This window comes from Sphaerisporangium sp. NPDC049457 (genome assembly GCF_055586705.1).
In genome coordinates, this window is the sequence record NZ_JBVJHR010000022.1 from 26,293 (window position 1) to 51,713 (window position 25,421).

Sequence of the window (25,421 nt, forward strand, 5' to 3'; positions counted from 1 at the left end):
GCCCCGTGCCGGGCTCTCGCGGGGTCCCGTGCACTCCTGAGCGGCTCTCCTCGGCGGCCCTGGCGGGCCCCGCAGGAGGGGCCGCCAGGGGGCACACCCCGTCGCCCGCCGCGAGAATGCGGCGATGCATGGCGCCGGGCGCACGGCGGCGTGCATAGGGTGGCAGTCTGTGGATAGGCGCGCACAGGTGAAGGGGCCGCGAACAGGCGATGACCACTCAGCCAGATCACCCGAGTCCCCAAGACCGGCCGGAGGACAGCCTTCAGCACGGTCACTCTGACGCGGTCCCCACCTGTTACCGGCATCCCGACCGTGAGACCTACGTGCGGTGCCAGCGGTGCGACCGGTCCATCTGCCCCGACTGCATGCGCGTGGCCTCGGTCGGCCACCAGTGCGTCGAGTGCGTCCGCGAGGGCAGCAGGTCCGTCCGCCGGGCCGAGGCGCCCTTCGGCGGCAGGCCCGTGACCACGCCCGTCGTGACGTGGACCCTGCTGGCGATCAACGTGCTGGCCTACCTCGGCGAGGTGCTCGACGCCGGCCTGATCATCAACCGGTTCGCGATGTCGTCCTACCACGTCGCCGCAGGCGAGTGGTGGCGGCTGGTCACCGGGGCCTTCCTGCACTCGCCGCCGCCGTCCTACTGGCACATCCTGTTCAACATGTGGGCCCTGTTCGTCATCGGCCCCCAGCTTGAGCGGATGCTCGGCTCGTTGCGCTTCGCGAGCGTCTACCTGCTCGCCGCGCTCGGCGGCTCGGTCGCCGTCTATTTGTTCGGCTCGGTCGCCGTCGGCGCGTCCGGCGCGATCTACGGCCTGTTCGGCGCGATGTTCGTCGTGGCCAGGCGCCTGGGCTACGACGCCAGCGGAGTGATCTGGCTGATCGGCATCAACGTGGTGCTGACCTTCGTGATCCCGGGGATCAGCTGGCAGGGCCACCTCGGCGGCCTCATCACCGGTACGCTCGTGACCGCGCTGTTCGCCTACGCCCCGGCCGGCAACCGCAAGGCCGTGCAACTCGGCACGGTGCTGGTCGTGCTGGCGGCCTGTGTCGCGCTGGTGACGCTCATGTCACCCTTGGGCGCCTGAGCGTCCCCCCTTGGCCACCTGAGCGGGGCGCTTTCCTGGGGAAACCCGGGGTTGCTTCCCCAGGTTGTGGATAAAACCTGTGGAAAACGTCACTCGCCGTACGTGCCGGTGTGGCCGGCGCCGCCGGCGAGTTGACAGGAGGCATCTACCGCCAGCGGGTGGACAGCGCCACGCCGAAGATGATCAAGACGAAGCCGACCAGCAGGTTCCAGTTGCCCAGGGGCTGGATGACCGGCGCGTTCGGCGTGATGTAGAAGACCGCGATCCAGAGGATGCCGATGACCCAGGCGGCGACCATCGTCGGCGCCAGCCAGCGGGGGCTCACCTTGACCTGCTGCGACTTCTGCGGCGGGGTGTAGACCGCCTTCTTGCGAGTGTGGGACTTGGGCACGGCAGCTCTCCTGGTGGGGCCCGCGCGGTGTCGCGGGCACTGGCAGCCAGCGTAATCGCTGGCCTACGAAGACCGCAGTAAGCCTAGTCGGCATGAGCGTCGAACGGCGATTCCCATGCAAAATGTGGGTCAAGCGCCGATCGTCGCCGCGACACCGCCGGAAGCCCTGCCTACGCTGGCTGCGCAGGCGTGGTCCGCACGCCTCCTCCGCTACTCCGGATATGTCGTGATTATGCCTTCTGGCGGTGGATATGAGGACCCTGCTGCGCACCTGCGGCGAGCTCAGCGTCACCACGGGCCTGGTCATGTTGCTCTTCTGCGCCTACCTGCTGTGGGGCACCGGCTCCTACACCGAGTGGTACCAGCACATCCTCAAACGGCAGCTCCGGCAGACCACCAAGCTCGCGAAGCTCGACAAGATCCGCCTCGGCGACGCCGTCGCGCTGATCCGGATCCCCCGCCTCGGACGCGACTACGAGTACGCCGTCCTGGAGGGCGTCGGCCCAGAGGACCTGCGCCGCGGGCCCGGACACTATCCGGGCACGGCCCGCCCCGGCAAGATCGGGAACTTCGTGCTGTCCGGGCACCGGACGACCTACGCCGCCCCGTTCAACCGCATCGACGAACTGCGCCGGGGCGACTCCATCGTCGTCGAGGCCCCCGAGGCCCGCTACACCTACCGCGTGTCGGGCAAGCAGGTCGTCACCCCGGAGCGGGTGGACGTCATCGCGCCCGTGCCCAACCGCCCGGGCGCGCGTCCCACCGAGGCGTTCATCACCCTCACGACCTGCCACCCGGAGTACTCCGCCCGGCAGCGGCTGGTCGTCTACGGCGTCCTGGCCGGCAGGCGCGAGCGCCGCACCTGACGGCGGCGCCCCCGGCCCGACACTCCCAGCGGCTTTCGAGGAAGCGAGGCGGCCGATGTACGGATGGCTGTGGCGGACGATCCCGGGCGGCACCTGGGTCAAGGCGGTGACGATGCTGGTCCTGGCCGGTGCCGCGGGGGTCGTACTCTGGTATTTCGTGTTCCCTGCACTGGAGCCGCACGTGCCCCTCGACCGGGCCACCGTAGGCCGATGACCCGCGTGCTCGTGGTGGACAACCACGACAGCTTCGTCCACACGATCGTGCAGTACCTGCGCGGGCTGGGCGCCGAATGCGACGTCCGGCCCCGCGACCACGTGCGCGTCCAGGACGCCGAGGGCTTCGACGGCGTGGTCGTCAGCCCCGGCCCTGGAACGCCGGAGGCCGCCGGGGTGAGCGTCCCCCTGGTGACCTTCTGCGCCGAGCGCGACCTTCCCCTGCTCGGCGTCTGCCTCGGCCACCAGGCCATCGCCGTCGCCTACGGCGGCGTCGTCGCCCGCGCGCCCGAGTTGATGCACGGCCGCACCAGCGAGATCCACCACGACGGCAAGGGGGTGTTCGCCGGGATCCCCTCGCCGGTCACCATGACCCGCTACCACTCGCTGTCCATCGTCCCGGACACCCTGCCGGACGCGCTGTCGATCAGCGCCGTCACCGACACCGGCGTGATCATGGGGGTGCGGCACACCACCGCCCGCGTCGAGGGCGTGCAGTTCCACCCCGAATCGGTGCTCTCGGAGCACGGTCACGAACTTCTCCGAAATTGGCTCACCCAAATCGTGTAACGCCGGGCGGGTCTGGGACGACTATCGGATGAGGGTCTCCGCCGTCGCCCCCGAGCGGCGGAGACCCTCTTGTCATGTCCGGGCGCGCGGAACCCCCCTCGGACGCGGAAAAGCCCCTCCCCGGCGGGAAAGGGCTTTCGCGTACTCGGCGGACCGGCGTCAGTTGCCGAAGTCGTCCGGCGGCGGGTCGCTGAACGGGTCGTCGGCCGTCGGCTCGTCCGTCGGCTGCTGGTTGGGGTCGGTCGGCTGCTGGTTGGGATCGGTGGGCTCGTCGGTCGGGAAGGTCTCCTCCGGCGGCCCGGAGGACACCACCAGCGTGATCGTCATGCCCGGCGTGAGCTTGGACCCCGGACGCGGGCTCTGGCTGATGACGTTGCCCTGGGGGACGTCGGCGCTGGTCTGCTCGACGGTCCTGACCTTGAAGCCGGCGCCGCGCAGGGTCGCCGTGGCCTCCTTGGCGGTCTGGCCGGTGACGTCGGGCACCTCGGTCTGCGCCTTGGGGACGTAGATCTTGACGATGCTCTCTTCGTCGACCTTCTCGCCCGCGGCCGGCTTGGTCTGGAAGACCTTGTCCTGCTCCTTGCTGGAGACGACGCTCACGACCTGCACGCTGAGCTTGCTGCCCTCGAGCGTCTGAGTGGCCTCCTCCACGGTGGCGCCGACCACGTCGGGGACCGCGACCTGCCTGAGGCCCTTGGAGACCTTGAGCTGGACGGTGGAGCCCTTGGCGACCTGCTCGCCCGCGGCGGGCTCGGTGCCGATGACGTTGCCCTCGTCGACGTCTGAGTTGAACTCGGGGACGACCTCGACCTTCAGCCCCTGGCTCTCCAGTTTGGCCTTCGCGGCGTCCGCCGTCTGGTTCTTGACCAGCGGGATCGAGACCTGGCTCGCGACCTGCTGGCCGCCGCCGTCCGAGCTCAGGAAGGCGTAGCCGATGCCGATGAAGGCGCCGATCACCAGCAGGGGGATGAGGATCCACGCGGCCGTCTTGAGCGCGGTGTTCCCCGAGGAGGCGCGGCGGCGCTCGTAGCGCCCGCCGGTCTGCGTCGGGGCGTACTCGTAGGCGGGCACCGAGTTGGTGCGCTGGGTGGCGGGACCGCCCGGCGCGTTCAGCGTGCGGGTCTGCTGGCCGGTGTATTGGTTGTTGCTCATCGCCATCGTGTGCGAGGCGTCGAGCGGCATGCCGGACATGGCGCGCTGGATGTCGGCCCGCATCTCGGCGGCGCTCTGGTAGCGGTGCGCGGGGTCCTTGGCCATGGCCTTCAGCACGATGGCGTCGGCCCACTGGGGAATGTCGGGGTCGATCTGCGACGGCGGGATCGGGTCTTCCCGCACGTGCTGGTAGGCGATGGCCACCGGCGAGTCGCCGGTGAACGGCGGCTGGCCCGTGAGCAGCTCGTAGAACACGCAGCCCGTGGAGTAGATGTCGCTGCGGGCGTCCACGCGCTCACCGCGCGCCTGCTCGGGCGAGAGGTACTGGGCCGTGCCGATGACCTGCGCGGTCTGCGTCATGGTCGCGGCGGAGTCGGCCATCGCGCGGGCGATGCCGAAGTCCATCACCTTGACGTCGCCGGCGAGCGTGATCATGACGTTGGCCGGCTTGATGTCACGGTGGACGATGCCGCCCCGGTGGCTGTAGTCGAGGGCGCGCAGGATGCCGTCGACCAGCTCGGCCGCTCGCTCAGGCAGCAGGCGCCGGTCGGCCCGCAGCAGATCGCGAAGGGTGCGCCCGTCGACGAACTCCATGACGATGTAGGGGACGGGCGTGGACTCCGTCATGTCCTCGCCGGTGTCGTACACCGCGACGACCGAAGGATGGTTCAGCGACGCCGCGGACTGAGCCTCGCGGCGGAAACGGGCCTGGAAGGTGTGATCTCTCGCCAGATCTGAACGGAGCGTCTTGATGGCGACAACTCGGTCCAGCCGGATGTCCCGGGCACGATACACCTCGGCCATGCCGCCGCGCCCGACGACTCCGTCGAGCTCATAGCGACCACCGAGTAGCCGAGGCTGAGTCATTTCCTGCACTGTCCCTTGCCGTTCATCTTGGGTACCGGCCCGCGGTGCGGCTGCCGGTGTCCATCATCGACCCCTCGCCGCATTACGTCTCCCCGTTCGGGGGGATTGTGGCGCTTGCGGATGAGGTGGCACTTGGCGTCTCACTCGGCGTGGGGGTCGGTGTGGGCGTCGGAGTAGGGGTCGGAGTAGCGGACGGGGTCGGCGTCGGCGTGGGTCGCCGGGTCGGCGTCGCCGACTTGATTACCGTAGCCGACCGTGACGCCGACGGCTTGACAGACTTCACCGGTCGTGGTCGAACGGATGCCGCCGAAGTGCGCGCCGGGGTGGCCGAGGACGGCACGGCGCCGCCGGTCACCGGATTGGACGGGGTGGCCGGCCCGTCCCCCAGGCGCAGGTCGGGAATTGCGCCGGCGGCCAGCGCGCCGAACCCGACCGCCGCCGCGCAACCGGCGGCCGCGACCAGCCCGATGGCGCCGCGCCGGCGCCGGCGTCCGCCCGGCGCGGGGCGCCGGGGATGCCCCGGGCCCGCCGGAGGCCGGCCGATGCGGGTCGACGCGGCGGGCGGGGCGTCCTGGGCGGCGCTTTCGTACACGCCGCCGGAGCCCCGCATGGTCGCGCCGGTCACCGGGACGGCCGCCGGGCCTCTGGCGGACCGGACGCCCGACTCCTCGATGGCCCTGCGGACGGCGAACCCGGAGGGGTCGGTGAGCATGCTGAGATGCGACTCGCCGGCGGTGGCCAGGGAGTCGCGCAGCACCATCGCGCGGTCGGCCAGCTCGCGGGCGGTGCCGGGCCGGTGCTCGGGAGCCTTGGCCAGCATGGCGGCCACCAGGTCGCGCACGGGCCTCGGCACCGTGTCGGGCAACGGCGGCACCTGCTCGTTCAGGTGGCGCAGGGCGATCGCGACCTGGGTGCCGCCACTGAACGGCGGCCGCCCGGTCAGGCACTCGTAGGCCACGACGCCGAGGGAGTACAGATCGGTCGAAGGGGTGAGCGTGCTGCCGGACGCCTGCTCGGGGCTCACGTACTGCGCGGTGCCGAGCACGGTGCCCGTCATGGTCATGGGCGAGCCCTCCAGGGCTCGCGCGATGCCGAAATCGGTGACCTTGATGAGCCCGGCCTCGGTGACCAGCAGGTTGCCCGGCTTGATGTCGCGGTGGATGATGCCCGCCCGGTGGGCCGTGTACAGGGCGCGCGCGGTCTGGCCGACGACGTCGAGGGTCACCTCGGGGCTGAGGGTGCCGTTGCGGCCGAGGATCGCCGACAACGGCTCCCCGGTCACCAGCTCCATCACCAGATAGGCCAGGTCGTCGTGCTCGCCGTAGTCGAAGACCTGGGCGATGCCGGGGTCGGCCAGCGCGGCGGTGATGCGCGCCTCGTTGCGGAAGCGCTCGCGGAACTCCGGATCGGCGGCCACGTGCTGGCGCAGCAGCTTCACCGCGACGTCGCGGCCGAGCAGCCGGTCGGTGGCGCGCCAGACCTCGCCCATGCCGCCGGCGGCGATGCGCGCGGTCAGCCGGTAGCGGTCGTTCAGCACCCGGTCGGCGAAGGTCACTGGCCGAGCACCGCCTGCATCACGTCGTGCGCGATGGGCGCGGCCACCTGGCCGCCGGTGGCGTCGTTGCCCGCGCTGCCGGACTCGACGAACACCGCCACGGCGACCTTGGGGTCCTCGGCGGGGGCGAAGGAGATGAACCAGGCGTGCGACGCGGCGCCCTTGCTGGTCTCGGCCGTGCCCGTCTTGCCCGCCACGGTGATGCCGGGAAGCTGGGCGGCGGTGCCGGTGCCGTTCTGCACCACGCTGATCATCATCTGGCGCAGCTTGTCGGCGACGTCGGGGCTGATGGCCTCGTCGAGCTCCTGCGGGCGCGTCCTGTCGATCTCGTCGCCGTCCGGACTGACGATCTTGTTGACGAGGTAGGGCTTCATGACCTTGCCCTGGTTCGCCACCCCGGCGGCGACCATCGCCATCTGCAGCGGCGTCATCTGGTTGCTGCGCTGCCCGATCGCCGTCTGCACCAGCGCGGCCTTGCCCTCGTCGGCGCCGATGTCGCTCTTGACGACGTTCAGCGGGATGTTCATCTCCTGGCCGATGCCGAACTTCGCGGCCTGCTCCTGGAGCTTGTCGTAGCCCATCTCCAGGGCCATGGTGCCGAAGGCCGTGTTGCAGGAGATGGTCAGCGCGTCCAGGAGCGAGGCGCGGCCGCCGCAGGACTCGCCGTGGTAGTTGCGCAGGCCGATGGTGGTGCCCGGCAGTGGCAGGACGTCGGGGGCGTCCACGGTGGTGTTGACGTCGCGCGACTCGTCCTCGCTGAGGTAGGCCGCCGAGGTGATCACCTTGAACGTCGAGCCCGGGGCGTAGGTCTTGCTCGTCGCCCGGTTGATCAGCGGCTCGTTGTCGTTGGAGTTGAGCTTGTTGTACGCCGCGGCGGCCTTGGCCTTGTCGGGCACGGCGATCGGGTTGGGGTCGAAGCTGGGCACCGACACCATGGTGAGCACCGCGCCGGTCTTCGGGTCGAGCGCCACCACAGCGCCGCGCTTGCCGCTCTTCTGCATGTCCTCGTAGGCGACCCGCTGGGCCTTGGGCACCAGGGTCAGGTCGACGGCCGCGCCCTGGGCCGGCTTGCTGGTGACGAGGTCGACCGCGCGGCGGACGAACAGGTCGGGGTGGGTGCCGTTGAGGTACTCGTTCTCGGCGTTCTCGATGCCGCGCTCGCTCTCGGGCGCGAAGAAGCCGATGACCGGCGCGTAGACCGGGCCGTCGACATACTTGCGCTGGAAGCGGAAGGTCTTGCCGTTGCCGGTGTCGACCGACTTGGCGAGCGTCTCGCCGCCCGCGGTGATCATGCCGCGCTCGCTCTCGTAGCGGGCGTAGAAGCTGCGGGTGTTGCGGTTGTCGTGGCGGAGCTGGTCGGCCTTGACGGCCTGCACGTAGTTGATGTTGATCATCAGCAGGCCGAACATGAGCAGACAGGCGACCGACGCCCGCTTGAGCGTGCCGTTCATCGCTGGAACACCTGCGTCAGCCCCTCGTCCTGGATCGCCTGCGGCGGCGGCCTGCGCGCCGCGTCCGACATGCGTACCAGCAGCGCGATAAGGATCCAGTTAGACAGCAGGGCCGAGCCGCCCTGCGACATGAACGGCGTGACCAGGCCGGTCAGCGGGATCAGGTTGGTCACGCCCCCGACGATGATGAAGACCTGCCAGGCGAGGATGAACGACAGGCCGCCCGCCAGCAGCTTGGTGAACGGGTCGCGCGCGGCGATGGCCGTGCGCAGGCCGCGCTCGACGATCAGCGCGTACACCATGAGCAGCGCCATCAGGCCGGTGAGCCCGAGCTCCTCGCCAGTGGCGGTGAAGATGAAGTCGGAGAACGACAGCGGGATCAGATAGGGATGACCCTGGCCCAGCCCGGTGCCGAGGATGCCGCCGGACCCGAGGGCGAACAGGCCCTGCATCAGCTGCTCGCTGCCGCCGTCGCGGGCGAAGAGTTCCGGGTCGCCCGGGTTGAGCCAGACCTCGAAGCGGTCGCCGACGTGGCCGAACAACTGGCCGGCGACGTACGCGCCGCCGACGAACAGCAGCACGCCGATGAGGACCCACGACGTGCGCTGCGTGGCGATGTAGAGCATCGCGATGAACGCGCCGAACAGCAGCAGCGAGGTGCCGAGGTCCTTCTCAAGGACCAGGACGCCGACGCTGACGAGCCAGGTGATGAGCACGGGCCCGAGGTCGCGGGCGCGGGGCAGGTCGATGAAGAGCAGGCGTCGCCCGGCGAGCGCGAGGACGTCGCGCTTGGCGACCAGATAGCCCGCGAAGAACACGACCAGCGCCAGCTTGGCGAACTCGCCCGGCTGGATGGAGAAGCCCCCGATCGCGATCCAGATGCGGGCGCCGTTGATCTGCTTGCCCAGGAAGGGCACCATCGGCAGGATCAGCAGCCCGAGACCCACGAAGCCGGCGGTGTACGTCATCCGCTGCAGCGCGCGGTGGTCGCGCAGCACGATCAGCGTGACGGAGAACATGACGATGCCGAGGGCGGTCCAGAACAGCTGGGTGTTCGGCGAGGCGAGCTTCGTCGCCAGCTCGAGGCGGTAGATCATCACCAGGCCGATGCCGTTGACCAGCGTGACCAGGGGAAGAATGAGGGGATCGGCCCAGGGGGCGAACTTGGCCAGCACGAAGTAGGCGGCCAGCATCAGGCCGCCGAGGCCGAGGCCGTAGCCCAGCATGCCGGCGGGAACCTTGCCACCCTCTCCAAGGCCGACGTTGGCATAGGCGACCATGACGATCGCGACCGCGAAGGCGAGCATGACAAGCTGCGCCCCGCGCCGTTTGGCGGTCATGGGGACGGCCGCGACGTCTACGGCACTCACTTACGAGGACTCCGTGGGGCTCGGGGAAGCAGTCGGCTGCGTGGTCTTCTGGTCGCCGCCGGACTTGGCCTTGAGGTCGTTGATCTTCGTCTGTCCCGCCTGCAGGTCGGCCACGGGGATGCCCCGCCGTACCTGCTCGCGCTCGGGCTCGGGGATCGAGGACACCGACAGGCCGGTGCTCTGCGCGACGGAGTTGAGTTGGATCGGTCCGATGGTGCTGTCGACCCCGCGGAACAAGACTAGCTCGTCGCCTTTGGCGCCGACGTAGTACTGACTCTGCGTCCACCGGTATCCGAAATAGCCGCCGCCCGCGACCACCGCGACGAGCCCGACCACGACCACGACGACCGGCCACACGCGCCGTCGCCTGATACGCCGCGGGGCGGCCATGGCGTTAGCCGCCGGGCCGCCCGCGGGTTCGTCGGAAAGGTCGTCGTCCACGATCACAGGCTGAGGAGCGGTGATCGTGGACGCGCGCCCCGCCGGCGTGTCGGGAGGCTGGGAACGCAGCCGGTTGGACCCGGCGGCGCCCACGACCGCGGCGTCACCCGCCACGACCTGGCCTTCCTCGATCTCGACGACGTCGGCGACGATGCACGTGATGTTGTCGGGGCCACCGCCCCGGTTGGCGAGGTCGATGAGCTGCCGTACGACGGACTCGGGCTCGTCGACCGTGGTCAGGGTGTGATGCAGGGTCTCGGCGCTGACGACGCTGGACAGGCCGTCGGAGCACAGCAGATAACGGTCGTTGACCTGCGCTTCGCGAAGCGACAGATCAGGATCCACCTCGCCGCTGCCGTCGAGGGCGCGCAGCAAGATCGAACGCTGGGGATGACTGGCGGCTTCCTCCTGTGTGATCCTCCCGTCGTCGACGAGCGACTGCACCAGGGTGTGATCATGCGTGATCTGGTACAGCTCGCCGTTGCGGAGAAGATAGGCACGGGAGTCGCCGACATGGACGAGGGCGACGCGGGTGCCCGACCACAGCATGGCCGTGAGGGTGGTGCCCATGCCCTTGAGGCTGGGATCACGGCCGACCATCTCGTGCAGTTTGCGATTGGCGTCGCGCACCGCGGCCTCGATGGCGCTGAGCAGGTCACCCCCGGAGGCGTCCCGGTCGAGGGACGACATGGCGGTGATGGCGACCGAACTGGCCACCTCACCGTGAGCGTGCCCGCCCATACCGTCTGCGACGGCGAGCAGGCGCGGGCTCGCGTACGCCGAGTCCTCGTTTCCTTCGCGGAGGAGGCCGACGTCCGAGCGGGCCGCGTAGCGGAGTGCGATTGTCATTTGCGCAATTCGATGACGGTTTTACCGATGCGGATCGGCTGGCCGAGGTGCACCGGAGTCGGGCGGGTCACTTTGGAGCGGTCGAGATACGTGCCGTTGGTCGAGCCGAGGTCTTCCACGATCCACTGACCGTCCTGGGGGAACAGCCGGGCGTGCCGGCTGGAAGCGTAATCGTCGCTGAGCACCAGCGTGGCGTCATTCGCCCGACCGATAGTGATTGGCGTCTCCGTGAGGTTGATGATGGTTCCTTGCAGGGGACCACCCGTAACGACCAGTTGTTTCGGCTCCCCCTTCTTAGGCTTCGCTGGTTGGCGTGCGGGTTTGCCGGGTTTGCGCGCGACCGCCGGGGCGGTCGAGCGTGATCCGAACAAGTCTGTCCGGATCACTCCCACCGCGGCAATCACAAAGAACCACAGCACCGCGAGGAACGCGAGCCGGATCAGCAGCAGAGTGAGCTCGGACATGGACCGTCTGTCTACCCTTAATCGCGCCGGAACACCAGAGTCGTGCGCCCCAGGGTCACACGGGTGCCGTCCTGGAGCTCGATCCGGCGTACCGGCTGGCCGTTGACGAATGTGCCGTTGGTCGAACCAAGATCGACGAGGGCGACCGTGGGCCCCTCGACCCTGAGCTCGGCGTGGTGCCTGGAGACGCCCGGATCCACCAGCCGCAGATCGCAGTCGGTGCCCCGTCCGAGGAGCGTCACCGGCGTCGTCAGCTCGAACGAACGCTGGCCCTGCGGGTCGTCCTGGGTGGACACCAGCAGGCGCGGACGCCCGGCGAACGCGCTCGGCTTGCTCGCGGGAAGATCGCTGACCGGCTGACGGATCTCGTCCTGCTCGACCGTCGCCCCCCGGATCACCCCCGAGCGGATGCGGAACAGGCCCACCGCCAGATCGTCGGCGGTCTCGAAGCGCACCCGGACAGGTCCCACAAAGGAGTACCCCTGCTCCTTGGCGTACTCCCTGGCGAGGTTGGCGAGCTCGTGACCGATGCTGTCGGCGTACACCTCCAGCCGCTCGCTGTCGGTCGTGGACAGCTCCACCACGAAGTCGTTCGGCACAAGCGTGCGGCCCTGCGCCACGATCGCGGCCCGTTCGTCCATCTCCCGCTGAACCGCGCTGGCGACCTCGACCGGCTGAAGGTCAGATTTGAACGCCCGCGCAAAGGCCCCCTCAACCAAGCCCTCGAGCCTTCGCTCGAAGCGCTGAAGGACTCCCACCGGGTACCTCCCTTCCTCCATCGTCTAGGAGGATCGTATCCGGGTTCGGTGGCATGCACGGATCCGTGCTAGCCTTTGACCGCACTCAACAAGGGCGAGTGGCGGAATGGCAGACGCGCACGGTTCAGGTCCGTGTGTCCGAAAGGATGTGAGGGTTCAAATCCCTCCTCGCCCACTCGGGCCCCGCATGGTCGAAGCTCAGGCTTCTTCCCCGGGGCCTCTGTGTTCGCCCAGGGGGACACCCCCTGGAACCCCCGGACCCCGCATGGTCGAAGCTCAGGCTTCTTCCCCGGGGCCTCTGTGTTCGCCCAGGGGAACACCCCCTGGAACCCCCGGACCCCGCATGGTCGAAGCTCAGGCTTCTTCCCCGGGGTCCTCGTTTTTTTACCCGGGAGACGCCCGCCGAACCACCACCGGGTCCCGTATGGGCGACGGGCGGGGCTCGGCCCCGGGTTCCCAGGTCTCGCGGCGATCAATGTCATGCGTCGGCCTCCGGGGTTCGGCGTGTCCAAGGAGTCGACCCCTGGAACCCCCGAAGGTTCGAGGTCTCGCGACTCCTGCAGGGCGCTACCCCACAGGAGGCACAAGACACCCCTGTGATGGAAGGGCTTCGATCAAGGTAGTCCGCGGCGCCCGGCGAGAGAAGCCCCCGCCGGGCGCCCGCGGGGCCCAATTCTCGACGTCCAGCGTGGTCGACCCACTCCGGATGTCTAGCCGTCCTGGCTTTCAGGTCGCTTTCGGCGTGCTTGCACGCGCGTTCAGCAGCTCGCCGACGAGGTCGCTGAGGCTCACCATGCCGACGACGCGCCCGTCCCCGCCCGTGACCAGCCCCAGATGGGCGTGAGCCTGCTGGAGGCGCTCCACGGCCTCGGGGATGGTGGTGGACGCCTGGAGGCGCGGCGCGGGGCTCATGAGTTCCTCCGGGGGCGTGCCGGGGTGCAACACGGTGTCGCGGACGTGCAGCACGCCGAGCACGTTCGCGGGGGAGCCGCCGTTGACCAGCAGCCGCAGGTGTCCGGTCTCCGCCGCGACGCGCCGCACGGTCGCCTCCGGCGCGCCGGACGGCACGGCCGTGGCCCGCCCGATGGGCACCATCAGCCGTTCCACGGTCTGGGACTGGACGCGCAGCGCGCTGGTGAGCAGGTCGTGCTCGTCGCGGTCGAGCAGCCCCATGCGGGCCGACTCTCCGACCAGCATGGCGAGCTGCGGCGGCGTCCGCGTGGTCGCGAGCTCGTCGCGCGGCCGGACGCCGAAGGCGCGCAGCAGGCCGTTGGACAGCCCGTTCAGCGCCGCGAGCACCGGCCGGGCGATCCACGTGAAGCCGCGGAACGGCAGGGCCAGGCTCATCGCCGCCCGCTCCGGGTGGGTCAGCGCCCACGACTTGGGCGCCATCTCGCCCGCCACCATGTGCAGGAACGTGATGATCGCCAGGGCGATGACGTAGGCGACGCCCATCCGCGCGGACTCGGGGAGCCCGACGAGCCCGAAGACCGGTTCGAGCAGGTGCTCGATCGCAGGCTCTGTGACCATGGCGATGCCCAGCGAGCACAGCGTGATGCCGAGCTGCGCGCCGGCCAGCATGAGCGAGAGCTCCCGCCCGTTGCGCAGCGCGGCGCGGCCGGCCGCCCTGGTCACGCGGCCGCCGCCGGCGGCGGCCTCCTCCAGGCGGTGCCGTCCGGCCGAGACGACGGCGAACTCCGCCGCGACGAACAGGCCGTTCCCGACGAGCAGCACGGCGCCGAGCAGCAGTGCGGTGACGGTGTTCACCGGGCCTCACCGCTCATGACCGCCGCGTCGGCGACGCGGGGAGCGAGCCGCACCCGGTCGGGAATCCTGCGCTGGACGTCCAGCACGGTGACCACGACCTCGCGGCCGGCCGGCTCGGCGTCCTCCAGCAGGTCCGGCTCGGCGACCAGGGGCATGCTCACCTCGTCGCCGGGCTCGGCGAGGCGGCCGAGACGTGCCATGATCAGACCCGCCACGGTCTCGTAGTCGTCGCTCTCGGGCAGGCGCAGCCCGGTCGCGCGCTCCACCTCGTCCAGCCGCAGGGTGCCGCGCACGTCCCAGGTGCCGTCCTCCAGGGCGACCGCCTCGGCCGGGTCGGGGTCGTTCTCGTCCACCAGCTCGCCGACGAGCTCCTCGGCCAGGTCCTCCATCGCGACGACGCCGGCCAGGCCGCCGTACTCGTCGATGACGCACGCCAGCTCGCGGCCGGACGCGCGCATCCGTTCCCGCAGCGCGGGGAGCGGGAGCGTGGTCGGCACGAGCAGCGGCGCGATGCTCATGCGCTCGATGGGCACCTCGTCCGAGTGTGCCCGCAGCAGCTCGCGGATCCCGATGACGCCGACGACGTCGCCGCCGTCGCCGAGCACCGGGTAGCGGGAGTGGCCCGAGGCCCTCATGGCCGACAGAAGGTCGGACGCCGGCCGTCCGGCGCGCAGCGAGACCACGCGCGGCCGGGGCACCATGACGTCCTCGGCGGTGCGGTCGCCGAACTCCAGGGCGCGTTCGAGCAGGTCGGACAGGCGCCCGGACAGCTCGCCGGCGGCCTCCGACTCGGCGATGATGCGCGAGAGCTCCTCGGGCGTGGCGCCGTGCTCGACCTCCTCCACGGGCTCGACGCCGAACAGGCGGAGCAGCCGTGCGGCGGAGGTGTCGAACAAGCGGATGACCGGTCCGGCGACGGCCATGTAGGCGAGGGTGGGCCGGGCCAGCCACTTGGCGGCGGGCTCGGGCCGGGCGATGCCGAAGTTCTTCGGCACCAGCTCACCGAGGACCATCTGGACGATCGTGGCCATGACCAGTCCGAGGGCCACGGCGATGCCGGGGATCGCGGCGTCCGGGACGCCGGCGGCCGCGAGGCCGGGGCCGATCAGGGGGGTGAGCGCGGGTTCGGTGATGAAGCCCACGAGCAGCGTCGTCACGGTGATGCCGAGCTGCGCGCCCGACAACATGAACGAGAGCCTGCCGGTGACCTGCAGAGCCCGCTCGGCGGCGGCGTCGCCCGAGGCGGCCTGCTGCCGGAGCGTCGCCCGGTCGGAGGTGACGAACGCGAACTCCTGGGCGACGAAGAAACCCGTCGCCAGGGTGAGAACAAGGATGGCGGCCAGACCGAGAACGATGGTCACGGCTGGGCCGTCCCGGGTTTGACGAGGCCCGTGCCGTGGCACGGGCAGGTACTCCACGGGTCCGGAGCGGACACGACTGTCCTTTCGCTAGAGGTCGTCAATAACGGTAACGATGCGGGGCCGGGCAATGTTTCCCGCGACCCAACATTGGTGACTTACTGTGACTCTGCGTACTTTTACCGGAGAAAACCTTGGTGAGAGAGCTTCCGCCGCGTCCCCGACGGCGTAACTTCGAGGCAGGGAATGACGCTCGGCACAGGACGGGGACGGAAAGTGGGAGATTGGCCGGGAAACGGCGGGTCGGGGGGATCCGACGAGACCCGTGAGGGTCCGACGCGGGCCATCCGGCGTCCCCCGGGGGCAGGTGCCGAGGGCGCGTACGGCGCGCCGGCCGCGGGCGGCTACGCCGCGGGACAGCCCGCGCACCGCCTTCCCCAGAACGCGCGGCCTGACGAGGGTGAGCGCGGACGCGGCGGCGGGCGGCGCGGAGAACCCGACGACGACGCCACGGTTCTGCAGGCCTACGGCGCGGCCGGCGAGGCCCCGCCGACCGTGCCTCCCGGGCCTTCCGCCGACGGCGGCCGTGGCAGGGGCCGCGTGTACGGCAAGCCGCGGTCGGGGCAGTCGCCGGTGCAACCGTTGCGGGGGGCGCAGCAGGAGACGCAGCCGCCCGGCGGAGGACCGCCCGACGGCGAGCGGCGAGGGCCGCGCCGGCCACGGCGCACCGGCCGGCTCATCGTCCGCATCCTGGCGGGCCTGCTCGTCCTGCTGATCGTGCTGGGCGTCGGCGGTTTCTTCTGGATCAACTCCCGGCTCAACGTCATCGAGTCGCTCACCGACTACGACGGGCGCCCGGCGGCCACCCCTGGGGAGGACTGGCTGCTGGTCGGCTCCGACAGCCGGGCCGGGTTGTCGGCCTCCCAGCGCAGGAAGCTCGCCACCGGACGGGCCGCCGGCAAGCGCACCGACACGATGATGCTCCTGCACGTGCCGGCCGGCAGCGGCAGGCCGACCCTGGTCAGCCTCCCCCGCGACTCGTTCGTGCCGATCGACGGGCACGGCAGCGACAAGCTGAACGCGGCCTACGCCTTCGGCGGGCCCAAGCTGCTGACCAAGACCGTCGAGAAGGTCACCGGCATTCGCGTCGACCACTACATGGAGATCGGGTTCGGCGGCTTCGTCGGCATCGTCGACGCGGTCGGCGGGGTGAACATCTGCGTCAAGCAGAACATCAAGGACCCCAAGGCCGGCATCAACCTGAAGAAGGGCTGCCAGGACATGGACGGCGGCACCGCGCTGGGGTTCGTCCGCACCCGCGCGACCGGCGCGATCCCCGACTTCGAGCGCACGCAGCGCCAGCGGCAGTTCTTCTCGGCCGTGGTCAAGAAGGCGGCGAGCCCTGGCGTCCTGGTCAACCCCTTCCGCTCGGTGCCGCTGGCGGTCGCCGCCACCGACTCGGTCGCCGTCGACGGCGGCACGGGGGCCTTCGACCTGCTGTCGCTCGGGCTGGCGATGAGCGGCGACCCGATCGCCACCGCCGTCCCCATCGGATCGCTGCCGACGATCAACGGCGCGGCGGTCGTGAAGTGGGACACCCAGCGCGCGCTGCGGCTGTTCAACGCCCTGGCCGAGGACAAGCCGGTGCCCAAGGACGTGCTCACCAGCAAGTGATGACGCAAGGACGTCCCTTCCCGGGCCGGTGACGGCGAAGGGCGAGCCCTGCCGGGCGACGGCGAAGGACGAGTTCCGCCGGGTGACGGCGCGAGGGCGCGCCGGTCCGAGATCGGGCCGGCGCGCGGCGGGCCATGGCCGCGCGGCAGGGTTGGGCGGGCGCCGAGCGGTTAGTGTGAGGGCATGCCCGAGCTTCCCGAGGTGGAGTCGCTCGCCGAGTTCCTGCGCGAACGCGCCGTCGGCCAGGTGGTCGCCGGGGTGGACGTGGTGGCCTTCCAGGCGCTGAAGACCGTGACGCCGCCGGTCACCTCGCTCGGCGGCCTCACGGTGACGGGCGTGGCCCGCCACGGCAAGTTCCTCGACCTCGACTGCGACGGGCTCCACTTCGTCACCCACCTGGCCCGTGGAGGCTGGCTGCGCTGGCGTGACGACCTGTCCGGCGCCAAGCCGGTCCGCCCCGGCAAGGGCCCGCTGGCCGTCCGGGTGCGGTTCGCCCCTGGCGACGACGACCGCGCGCCCGGTTTCGAGCTCACCGAGGCGGGCACCCAGAAGCGCCTGGCCGTCTACGTGGTCGCCGACCCCGCCGAGGTGCCCGGCATCGCGGGCCTCGGCCCCGATCCGCTGTCGCCCGATTTCACCCCCGAGGTGCTCATGGTCATCGTCGGCGGCAGCCGCACGCAGATCAAAGGGTTGCTACGCGACCAGAAGGTCATCGCGGGCATCGGCAACGCCTACTCCGACGAGGTGCTGCACGCCGCGAAGATGTCGCCCTTCAAGATCGCCGGTTCGCTGAGCGACACGGCGGTCGCCGACCTGTACGAGGCGATCGTCACCACGCTGCGCGAGGCCGTCGAGCGCTCCCGCGGGCTGGCCGCCAAAGACCTGAAGAGCGAGAAGAAGTCGGGCCTGCGCGTGCACGGGCGCACCGGGCTGCCGTGCGAGGTCTGCGGCGACACGATCAGGGAGGTGTCGTTCGCCGACTCCTCGCTCCAGTACTGCCCGACGTGCCAGACCGGCGGCAAACCGCTGGCAGACCGCAGGCTGTCCCGGCTGCTCAAGTAGCGGCCGCCCGGCGGCCGAGCAGGAGCCCCAGGTGGCCCGCCATGCGCTGTGGAACGCGGTGGTTTGCGGGCCTTCGCCGGGCAGGGAAGGGGGCACTTCTCAGCGTCATCGCCCGACAACCATCCGTTAGCGGGCGGAAGGCTCGCGAAGCGGGGACAATGGTCGGCATGACCGTCCCAGAGATCGAGGCCGGGGCCGTGCCCGACGACGTCTACCTGCTCGACGTGCGCGAGCCCGACGAGTGGCAGGCGGGCCATGCCCCGACGGCCGTCCACATACCGCTGGGCACGCTCCAGCAGCGGGTCGACGAGATCCCCGCGGAGGTTCCCGTGTACGTCGTCTGCCGCGTCGGCGGCAGGTCCGCCCAGGCCGCCGCCTGGCTGAACCACGTCGGCCGCCAGGCCGTCAACGTCGGCGGCGGCATGCGCTCGTGGGCAGCGGCCGGCCGTCCCATGGTCGCCGAGAACGGGGGCCAGCCCTATGTCGCTTGACGGCGGGGTGTAATAATTCCGTCAAAATCCATACCGCGGGAGCTCGGGCGTCACCGGGCTGAGAGGGCGGTTCCCAGCTAGGACTGGGCGCGCCGCCGACCGCCGGAACCTGTCCGGGTAATGCCGGCGTAGGGAGCGTGCGATGACGTCCGCCGTCGATGAAGTCCCCCTGACCCTCGACGAGGCCCCTCCGAAGACCCTCGGAGCGCTCGACCAGGGCGCGTTCTGGGCCAACCTCGGGGTGAGCCTTCTCGGCTTCTCCGGAGCCCTCTACCTTCTCGACCCGCTGGGCGGCGCGCCGCTGAGCCTGGGCGCGGCCGTGCTGGCCGCCGTGGTCGGCAGCCTCATCGGCACCGCCATGGTCGGCCTCGCGGCCGTGCCCGGGGCCCGCACCGGTGCGCCGGCGATGGTGCTGCTGCGCGGGCTGTTCGGGGCCCGGCTGTCCTACCTGCCCACCGTGCTGAACATCATCCAGATGCTCGGCTGGGGGGCGTTCGAGCTGTGGGTGATAGCCCAGGGCGCGGAGGCCGTCTTCGGCAAAGCGGTGCCGTACGCGGTGTGGGTGCTGGTGGCCGGCGCGCTGACGATCGCCCTGACCATCCGCCCGCTCGGCTCGATCAGGCTGCTGCGGCGCTTCGTGACGGCCGGCGTGGTCGTCGCGATGGTCTGGCTCACCGTCGCGCTGGTGCGCGAGGCCCCACAGCTCGGCGGCGGCAGCTGGAACGCCTTCGCCCCCGCGGTCGACTACGTGATCGCATTGTCGGTCTCCTGGGTGCCGGTGGCGGCCGACTACGCGCGGCACTCCCGCTCGGCCCGGGCGGCGTTCACCGGCGTGGTCACCGGCTACACCATCGCCCAGGTCGCCTGCCTGGCGCTCGGCATCGTCGCGCTGGCCATGGTCGGCAACGACCCCGACAAGGTGGCGAGCGCCTTCGTCGCGGTGCCGCTCGGCGGCCTGTTCTTCGGCATCCTCGTGCTGCGCGAGGCCGACCAGTCGTTCGCCAACGTGTACTCCACGGCCATGTCCCTGCAGAACCTCATGCCACGAGTGGACCGCCGCGTCTTCTCTGTGGGCATCGGCGTGCTGACGACCGTCGTCGCGCTGCTCGTCGACGTGCAGTCCTACGGGGCGTTCCTCGGGGTGATCGGGGCGGTGTTCGTCCCGATGTTCGCGGTGCTCGTCGTGGACTACTTCGTGCTGGGCGGGTCGGCCCGGTGGGACACCTCCGAGGGCGCGCCGTCGCGCTGGGGGATGCTCGTGCCGTGGGTGCTCGGCTTCTGCGCGTACTGGATGGTGACGGCGGCGCCCACGATCGAGTGGTGGGACGAGCGCTGGAAGTGGGTGCGCGAGCTGGTCGGGTTCGAGCGGCAGCCGTGGATGAACGCGGCGCTGGCGGCGTTCGTCGTCTCGGCACTGGTGACCCTGCTGGTGGGCCTGCCGCGGCGCCGCGCACGCGACCGCGCCGAGCTCACCGACGCTCCGGTGGCCTAGCACCCTGGCGGGCGTCAGCGGCCCGGCTCCGCGGCCCGGCCGTCGCGTCCGGCGCCTTCGAGGCGGAGCAGATGCGCCTTGGCGGCGGGGCCGCCGGCGTACCCCCCGGGACGTCCGGGCGCCTCGACCGCGCGGTGGCAGGGGATGATGACGCACACCGGGTTGGCGGTCAGAGCGTTGCCGATCGCGCGCAGCGCCCGCGGCCGGCCGATGCGGCCGGCGATCTCCTGGTGCGTCGTGACGCTGCCGTAGGGCACGGCCATCGTCATCTGCAGCACCGTGCGGGCGAAGGGCGTGGCCAGCCGAAGGTCGACCGGCACGGTGAAGGCCCGGAGCCTGCCGGAGAAGTAGGCGTCCAGTTCGCGGCGCACCGGATCGAGGCGCCGCGGGTCGGGGCCGATGAACGACCCGATCTCGCGCGAGACGCGGGCGAACACCACGTGCTCGTTCTCGTAGCTGCACGCGACCAGGCCGCGCGCGGTGACGGCGAGCGCGAGCAGGCCGACCGGGCTCTCTGTGGTGCCGAAGGCCACGTCGGGTGGGGTCTCGCCCACATAGCCGGGAGCGGTCACCCGCACCAGGGCCTCGAGATCCCCTGTCGTCATGGCCGTACCCCTCTCGCCTACCGGCAGCGTATCGGAGGAAGCCCTGCTAACGGCCTCGCCGGCGGCAGTGGCGGGCATGTCATCGGCGGATGGGCCGAATGCGACGATTCGCACATCGAAAGTGCCCAGGCGCGAGAGCAAAAACAGGCACGATGGGGGTCATGAGTGACGACTGGGGAGAGAGCCCCGATGACGGCTTCGCCCGCGCTGTCATCGCGAGCTCGCCCAATGCGGTCGTAGCGCTCGATCGTGATCTTACCGTACTGGTGTGGAACCCCGCGGCCGAGCGCCTGTTCGGCTGGTCCGCGGCCGACATGACCGGGCGCAGAGCGCCGCTCGTCCCCGAGGAGCTGGTGGCCGAGCACAACGCGGTGCTGGAGCGGGTGCGCACCGGCGGCCCGGTCTCCCTGCGGACCAAGCGGCTGCGCAGCGACGGCCGGCCGCTGGACGTGGGCGTGGACATCAGCGCGTTGCGGTCGGAGGCCGGCGCGCTGCTCGGGTACGTGAGCGTCTACCACCCGGCGGAGAACGACGAGGTCGCCCGCGAGCGGGGCGCCCGCCGGGCGCGGCTCGTGCGGCGGCTCACCGACGTGGTCGGCGACATCAACGCCGAGCTGCACCTGGAGCCGGTGCTGGACCGCATCGCCGCGAGCCTGACCGAGCTGACCGGCGCCGACGCGGGCGGCTTCGTGCTGATCGAGGACGACCGGCTGCGGCTGGTGAGCGCGCACCGCCTGCCCGAGCGACTCAAGGGGGCGACGGCCGACCTGCGCACGAGCCTGGTCGGCAAGCTGTTGCGCACCGGCAAGACCGTGCTGCTGGAGACCGGCGACCAGGCCGTGCTGGACGAGCTGGTCTGGTCGGAGCTGCCCGGCCTGCACACCATCGCGCTCGGCGTCGCGGCGGTGGGCGGCCGGCCCTACGGGGCGCTGTACGCGCTGTTCGCCGAGCACAAGGCGGGGCACATCGAGCTGGAGCTGCTGGAGCTGCTGGCCGGGCACGCCGGCATCGCGCTCGCGAACGCGATGGCCTACCAGGACGCGGTGCGGCAGCGGGCCCACGAGCGCGCCGTCGTCGACGCGAGCGCCGACGGCATCGCGGTGCTCGACGGGGACGGGCATGTCACCCAGTGGAATCCGGCCGCCGAGGAGCTGACCGGGCTGCCGGCGTCCGGCGTGATCGGCGGCCGGCCGCCGTTCCCGCTGCCCTCCCCGGGCGAGAAGCTCACCACGCAGCTTCCCTCCGGCCGCTGGCTGGACGTGGTGAGCGCGGAGATCAGCGGGACCGCCGAGGTCGTGGTGGACTTCCGCGACGTCACGCGGGCCAAGGAACTGGAGGAGGCCAAGGACCTCTTCCTGGCCACCACCAGCCACGAGCTGCGCACGCCGATCACGGTCGTGCAGGGCTTCGCCAGCACTCTGGACGCGCGGTGGGACAAGCTGTCGGACGTCGAGCGGCGCTCGGCCGTCCGCACCATCGCCGAACGGGCCAGAGACCTCGGCCGGCTCATGGACCACCTGCTGCTCGGCGCGCGGGCGGGCGGGGAGAAGTTCGAGATCCGCCTGGAGAGCTTCGACCTCGGCGAGCGGGTGCGCGCCGCGACCCTCGGCATGCCGGTGCTGTCGGACCGCCACCACGTCGAGGTGGACATCCCCGCCGACCTGCCGCCCGTCGACGGGGACGCCCTCGCCACCGACATCCTGCTCGGCCAGCTGCTGGAGAACGCCTTCAAGTACTCCCCGGAGGGCGGCCTGATCCGGGTGCGCGCGCGGCGGGAGGACGGCCGGGTCGTCCTGACGGTCGACGACGAGGGCGTGGGCATCGCGCCGGAGGACCGCGAGCGGGTCTTCGACCGGTTCGTCCAGGCCGACAGCGGCGACCGCCGCCGTTTCGGCGGCGTGGGGCTGGGGTTGTACATCGCGCGCAGCCTCGCCCGCGCTCAGGGCGGTGAGGTGACCGCGCATCCGCGCCCCGCCGGCGGCACCCGAATGCGATTCGTTCTGCGAGTGGCCGGAGCCTATATCGGATCCGACACACCGAAGCGGTAACGAGCTGGTCACGGATGGCCGCGCCTATTGTCGAATCTGCACAAGCAATGATCGCCGTGCGGTTTCCAGAACCATCGAACGGGGCATTTCGGTCGTACTGGGATGTGTTTTCCTCAGGGGGAAATGCAGGAGAACGGGGAAGTGAGGGCGTCGTGCTGTTGCCGTATGCGCCGACCAGCGTCGCCGTCGCACGCCAGCGTCTCAGCGCCGATCTCGAGACATGCGGGGTGTTCGCCGCGGCCATAGAGGACGCCGTCCTTGTGGTGAGCGAACTGCTGAGCAACGCGTTGCGTCACGCCCATCCGCTGCCATCAGGCCAGATCCAGGCCACCTGGGAGTGGGCGAACGACCATCTCGAGGTCACGGTGAGTGACGGGGGAGCGGCCACGGAGCCCCGCGCGGGCCGGCCGGCTCTGTCCTCGCTCGGCGGGCGGGGGCTCGGCATAGTCGAGTTCCTGGCCGAGCGCTGGGGAGTGCGCCACGACGGTGACGTGACCACGGTGTGGGCGGTAATCCACGCCCCGGTCGCTGTCCTTAATTCGCAAGTTAGAACGCCCGAAATAGGGGCCCTACGCGAGTGCGGCTAGACGCTCCCTGCTTACAGGGCATGACATGCAGCGTGGACCTCCCCGGCCGCTGCCGAGTTCGCTGCCCGCAATTGGGATGACCTTGATGCCCGCGGCCTCCAGGCGGGCGTTGGTCTCCACGTTGCGCTCGTAGGCCACCGTGACGCGCGGGGCCAGCGCGAGGGTGTTGTTCCCGTCGTCCCACTGCTCGCGCTCGGCGGTGACCGGGTCGAGCCCGGTGTCGATCACCTTCACCCGTTCGACCCCCATGGCGTCCGCGGCGGCCTCCAGGAACGGCCGGGGTTCGAAGACGCGCAACTCGCCCCCCTCGGCCGCGGTGACGGTGTACGCCTGCAGCGAGTAGGCCACCGGCGGGTACATGACCACGGTGTCCAGGTCCACCATCGTGCAGATGGTGTCCAGGTGCATGGTGGCGCGCTGCTGGGCGATCGGCACCGCCAGGACGGTGTGCGCCAGCCCCGCGGCGAACAGACGCCGGCACAGCCGCTCCACCCCCGCGGGAGTCGTCCGCTCGCCGGTGCCCACGGCGATGACCCCCGGCGCCATCAGCAGCACGTCCCCGCCCTCGACGTGCTCCAGCCACGGCTCGTACAGGTGGCCGGCGCCGGAGAACCTCGGGTGGTAGGTGTAGATCAGCCGGGTGAGCAGGCTCTCACGGGTGCGGGCGGGCATGGCGAGGCTCGTCACGGCCACCCGGTCGCCGATCCACACGCTGGAGTCCCTGGTGAACAGCAGGTTGGGCAGCGGGTCGATGACGAAGTCGTGCCGGTCCATCAGCTCGTACACAAGGCCCCGCCCGGTCTTCAGCTCCTCGCGCGCCAGGCCGGCGATCAGCGTCTGGGTGAGATCCTCCGGATGCAGCTCGGCGAGGTGGCGGCGGGTCACCTCGGCGAGCCGGTCGCCGAGCTGACGCTCCTGCAGCACGGCGCCGATGATCTCCTGGCGCCCGTCGTCGTACTCCAGCGTGTCCTGCAGCAATTCGGTCAGGTAGAGCACCTCGACCCCGTGGTCGCGCAGCGCCTGCGCGAAGGCGTCGTGCTCCTCCTGCGCCCTGCCGACCCATGGGATGCCGTCGAAGAGCAGCTTGTCGCTGTTGCGGGGGGTCAGCCGCTTGAGCTCGGCGCCGGGGCGGTGGAGCAGCACCGTCTCCAGTCGTCCGACCTCGCTGTCGGCACCGTTCATGGTCAGGACCTCCCGATCGGCGCTGTGTCCTCGTTTCCCGGCATTCCACGTTATCGGCGTACAAACCCCCGCGAAGGCGCGAGGGTCCCCGAGTCAGGCGGGCCTGGGGTACAGGACCGTCCGCTCGGCGGCCGACCACGCGGTGCTGACCAGCAGATACAGCCCCGCCGCGAGCGGAAGGAAGGCGGCCAGCGGAACGGCGCCGAAAGGCAGCAGGCGCAGGGCCCGCGGCCGCACGGTGTCGTCCATCCGACGCCAGGTCACCCAGGCGACCACCGCCAGCAGCGCGAACAACGAGACGAAGACCAGGACCGGCAGGCTGAACGGGCCGCTCGCCGCCAGCACGGTGGAGAAGTGCTCGCCGAGCGGCACGCCGAGGGCGCTCTGCGCGAGCAGGAGGTTGGGGTGGCCCGCGATCGTCGCCGAGACGAACACGCGGTAGGTCACCATGAGGAACGGCGCCTGCGCCAGGCCGGGCAGCAGGCCGGCGAACGCCGAGGTGCCTTCGGCGGCGTACAGCTTCGAGGTCTCGCGGAATAGCCGCTCGGGGTCGCGGGCGAAGCGCTTGCGCAGCTTGTCCACCTGCGGCGCCAGGCGCAGGCGTGCTTTGTGCGCCTTTGCCTGCCTGACGCTGAACGGCAGGAGCAGCAGGCGCACCGCGAGGGTGAACAGGACGATCGCCGCGGCCGGGCCGGTGAGCGAGCCGATGGCGCCGATGAGCCGGTAGACGAAGTCGATGACGGTGTCGAACATGGAAAGAGCCCCAATCGTCAGATACGGACATGACGAAACGGCCGTCGGGCGTGCGGCGACGCCGGCGAGGGCCGGCGGGCGGGACGCTCAGACGGGCGCGGGGCCCGATGAAGGGGCTCTGGGCCGGGGGCGGCCGGGCGTGGCGGGGTGGCACAGCCGGACGAACACCGCACGCCGGGCCTGCGGGCGGGCCGCCCCGGCCACCGCCACGGCGGGTCGCAGGGCCGGGCGTGCCAGCGCCCAGGCGAACAGGATCAGAGTGACGCCCACCAGGCCGGCCGTCGCGAGCGTCCCCGGGCCGGTCTGACCGGCCAGGAGCTGTGCGAGGAGCGCGAGGGTGGCGTGGAGGGCGTGGAGGGCGGTCACGTCA

At 70.9% G+C, this 25,421-nt stretch carries 24 protein-coding genes and 1 tRNA gene; 11 read left to right on the top strand and 14 right to left on the bottom strand.

From position 1 onward, the window contains the following. Positions 1-209 precede the first annotated feature (209 nt). Positions 210-1,085: a rhomboid family intramembrane serine protease gene (locus ACZ6QO_RS30015; RefSeq protein ID WP_465855498.1), complete on the top strand. Its 876-nt coding sequence runs from the start codon at positions 210-212 to the stop codon at positions 1,083-1,085. A 145-nt stretch (positions 1,086-1,230) separates the two neighbouring features. Here ACZ6QO_RS30015 and ACZ6QO_RS30020 read toward each other — a convergent pair whose 3' ends face one another. Further along, the gene (locus ACZ6QO_RS30020) at positions 1,231-1,476 is read right to left on the bottom strand and encodes a cell division protein CrgA (protein ID WP_465855499.1); all 246 of its coding nucleotides are present in this window, start codon (positions 1,474-1,476) and stop codon (positions 1,231-1,233) included. Positions 1,477-1,727: 251 nt separating this feature from the next. Between ACZ6QO_RS30020 and ACZ6QO_RS30025 the strand changes: the two genes are divergently transcribed. Genes ACZ6QO_RS30025 through ACZ6QO_RS30035 form a run of 3 tightly spaced genes read left to right on the top strand, consistent with a single transcriptional unit; the run spans position 1,728 to position 3,125 of the window. Further along, the gene (locus tag ACZ6QO_RS30025) at positions 1,728-2,342 is read left to right on the top strand and encodes a class E sortase (RefSeq protein WP_465855773.1); all 615 of its coding nucleotides are present in this window, start codon (positions 1,728-1,730) and stop codon (positions 2,340-2,342) included. A 55-nt stretch (positions 2,343-2,397) separates the two neighbouring features. Beyond that, positions 2,398-2,556: a hypothetical protein gene (locus ACZ6QO_RS30030; protein WP_465855501.1), complete on the top strand. Its 159-nt coding sequence runs from the start codon at positions 2,398-2,400 to the stop codon at positions 2,554-2,556. Then, positions 2,553-3,125, top strand: coding sequence for an anthranilate synthase component II (locus ACZ6QO_RS30035; RefSeq protein ID WP_465855503.1), 573 nt, complete (start codon positions 2,553-2,555; stop codon positions 3,123-3,125). Before ACZ6QO_RS30030 ends, ACZ6QO_RS30035 begins: the two co-directional genes overlap by 4 nt. A gap of 159 nt (positions 3,126-3,284) precedes the next feature. Here ACZ6QO_RS30035 and pknB read toward each other — a convergent pair whose 3' ends face one another. The 7 genes from pknB to ACZ6QO_RS30070 form a co-directional block, all read right to left on the bottom strand. After that, on the bottom strand, positions 3,285-5,144 hold the full coding sequence (gene pknB / locus ACZ6QO_RS30040; RefSeq protein WP_465855505.1) for a Stk1 family PASTA domain-containing Ser/Thr kinase: 1,860 nt from the start codon (positions 5,142-5,144) through the stop codon (positions 3,285-3,287). Between the two features lie 82 nt (positions 5,145-5,226). Then, on the bottom strand, positions 5,227-6,699 hold the full coding sequence (locus tag ACZ6QO_RS30045; RefSeq protein WP_465855507.1) for a serine/threonine-protein kinase: 1,473 nt from the start codon (positions 6,697-6,699) through the stop codon (positions 5,227-5,229). After that, positions 6,696-8,150, bottom strand: a complete 1,455-nt coding sequence (locus ACZ6QO_RS30050) for a peptidoglycan D,D-transpeptidase FtsI family protein (protein WP_465855509.1) — start codon at positions 8,148-8,150, stop codon at positions 6,696-6,698. The genes ACZ6QO_RS30045 and ACZ6QO_RS30050 overlap by 4 nt, the downstream gene beginning before the upstream one ends. Then, positions 8,147-9,490, bottom strand: a complete 1,344-nt coding sequence (locus tag ACZ6QO_RS30055; RefSeq protein WP_465855775.1) for an FtsW/RodA/SpoVE family cell cycle protein — start codon at positions 9,488-9,490, stop codon at positions 8,147-8,149. Before ACZ6QO_RS30055 ends, ACZ6QO_RS30050 begins: the two co-directional genes overlap by 4 nt. Before the next feature lie 30 nt (positions 9,491-9,520). Beyond that, positions 9,521-10,810, bottom strand: coding sequence for a Stp1/IreP family PP2C-type Ser/Thr phosphatase (locus tag ACZ6QO_RS30060; protein ID WP_465855511.1), 1,290 nt, complete (start codon positions 10,808-10,810; stop codon positions 9,521-9,523). Next, the gene (locus ACZ6QO_RS30065; RefSeq protein ID WP_380839182.1) at positions 10,807-11,274 is read right to left on the bottom strand and encodes an FHA domain-containing protein FhaB/FipA; all 468 of its coding nucleotides are present in this window, start codon (positions 11,272-11,274) and stop codon (positions 10,807-10,809) included. The genes ACZ6QO_RS30060 and ACZ6QO_RS30065 overlap by 4 nt, the downstream gene beginning before the upstream one ends. A 17-nt stretch (positions 11,275-11,291) precedes the next feature. Further along, complete coding sequence (locus tag ACZ6QO_RS30070) at positions 11,292-12,032, bottom strand: FhaA domain-containing protein (protein ID WP_380839184.1); 741 nt, start codon at positions 12,030-12,032, stop codon at positions 11,292-11,294. A gap of 92 nt (positions 12,033-12,124) precedes the next feature. Here ACZ6QO_RS30070 and ACZ6QO_RS30075 point away from each other — a divergent pair. Continuing rightward, positions 12,125-12,207 (top strand) — tRNA-Leu (locus ACZ6QO_RS30075). A gap of 551 nt (positions 12,208-12,758) precedes the next feature. On the opposite strand, the gene ACZ6QO_RS30080 is transcribed toward ACZ6QO_RS30075, so the two are convergent. Then, positions 12,759-13,799, bottom strand: coding sequence for a hemolysin family protein (locus tag ACZ6QO_RS30080; protein WP_465855513.1), 1,041 nt, complete (start codon positions 13,797-13,799; stop codon positions 12,759-12,761). Then, positions 13,796-15,160 carry a hemolysin family protein gene (locus ACZ6QO_RS30085; protein WP_465855515.1) on the bottom strand — a complete coding sequence of 455 codons (1,365 nt, stop codon included), beginning with the start codon at positions 15,158-15,160 and terminating at the stop codon, positions 13,796-13,798. Before ACZ6QO_RS30085 ends, ACZ6QO_RS30080 begins: the two co-directional genes overlap by 4 nt. Positions 15,161-15,433: 273 nt before the next feature. Between ACZ6QO_RS30085 and ACZ6QO_RS30090 the strand changes: the two genes are divergently transcribed. The 4 genes from ACZ6QO_RS30090 to ACZ6QO_RS30105 all read left to right on the top strand — a co-directional run bounded on the left by ACZ6QO_RS30090 (position 15,434) and on the right by ACZ6QO_RS30105 (position 19,876). Next, the gene (locus tag ACZ6QO_RS30090; protein WP_465855516.1) at positions 15,434-16,831 is read left to right on the top strand and encodes an LCP family protein; all 1,398 of its coding nucleotides are present in this window, start codon (positions 15,434-15,436) and stop codon (positions 16,829-16,831) included. Between the two features lie 183 nt (positions 16,832-17,014). Continuing rightward, positions 17,015-17,893 (top strand): Fpg/Nei family DNA glycosylase, encoded by an 879-nt coding sequence (locus ACZ6QO_RS30095; RefSeq protein WP_465855517.1) that lies wholly within the window; start codon positions 17,015-17,017, stop codon positions 17,891-17,893. 158 nt (positions 17,894-18,051) lie between these two features. Further along, on the top strand, positions 18,052-18,384 hold the full coding sequence (locus ACZ6QO_RS30100; RefSeq protein ID WP_465855519.1) for a rhodanese-like domain-containing protein: 333 nt from the start codon (positions 18,052-18,054) through the stop codon (positions 18,382-18,384). A 142-nt stretch (positions 18,385-18,526) separates the two neighbouring features. After that, on the top strand, positions 18,527-19,876 hold the full coding sequence (locus ACZ6QO_RS30105) for a purine-cytosine permease family protein (protein WP_465855521.1): 1,350 nt from the start codon (positions 18,527-18,529) through the stop codon (positions 19,874-19,876). 14 nt (positions 19,877-19,890) lie between these two features. On the opposite strand, the gene ACZ6QO_RS30110 is transcribed toward ACZ6QO_RS30105, so the two are convergent. Further along, on the bottom strand, positions 19,891-20,481 hold the full coding sequence (locus ACZ6QO_RS30110; RefSeq protein ID WP_465855523.1) for a methylated-DNA--[protein]-cysteine S-methyltransferase: 591 nt from the start codon (positions 20,479-20,481) through the stop codon (positions 19,891-19,893). A gap of 161 nt (positions 20,482-20,642) precedes the next feature. Between ACZ6QO_RS30110 and ACZ6QO_RS30115 the strand changes: the two genes are divergently transcribed. Together ACZ6QO_RS30115 and ACZ6QO_RS30120 are read left to right on the top strand one after the other, a co-directional pair. Continuing rightward, entirely contained in the window at positions 20,643-22,529 is a 1,887-nt protein-coding gene (locus ACZ6QO_RS30115; RefSeq protein ID WP_465855524.1) for a sensor histidine kinase, read from the top strand. A gap of 152 nt (positions 22,530-22,681) precedes the next feature. Continuing rightward, on the top strand, positions 22,682-23,116 hold the full coding sequence (locus tag ACZ6QO_RS30120) for an ATP-binding protein (RefSeq protein WP_465855526.1): 435 nt from the start codon (positions 22,682-22,684) through the stop codon (positions 23,114-23,116). Here ACZ6QO_RS30120 and ACZ6QO_RS30125 read toward each other — a convergent pair. The 3 genes from ACZ6QO_RS30125 to ACZ6QO_RS30135 all read right to left on the bottom strand — a co-directional run bounded on the left by ACZ6QO_RS30125 (position 23,099) and on the right by ACZ6QO_RS30135 (position 25,417). Next, positions 23,099-24,298, bottom strand: a complete 1,200-nt coding sequence (locus ACZ6QO_RS30125) for an arginine deiminase (RefSeq protein WP_465855528.1) — start codon at positions 24,296-24,298, stop codon at positions 23,099-23,101. The two genes, ACZ6QO_RS30120 and ACZ6QO_RS30125, sit on opposite strands and share 18 nt — an antisense overlap. A 93-nt stretch (positions 24,299-24,391) precedes the next feature. Then, a complete protein-coding gene (locus tag ACZ6QO_RS30130; protein ID WP_465855530.1) occupies positions 24,392-25,051 on the bottom strand; it encodes a YidC/Oxa1 family membrane protein insertase in 660 nt (219 codons plus the stop codon). Positions 25,052-25,138: 87 nt separating this feature from the next. Then, on the bottom strand, positions 25,139-25,417 hold the full coding sequence (locus ACZ6QO_RS30135; RefSeq protein ID WP_465855532.1) for a DUF6412 domain-containing protein: 279 nt from the start codon (positions 25,415-25,417) through the stop codon (positions 25,139-25,141). Between the last annotated feature and the right edge of the window lie 4 nt (positions 25,418-25,421).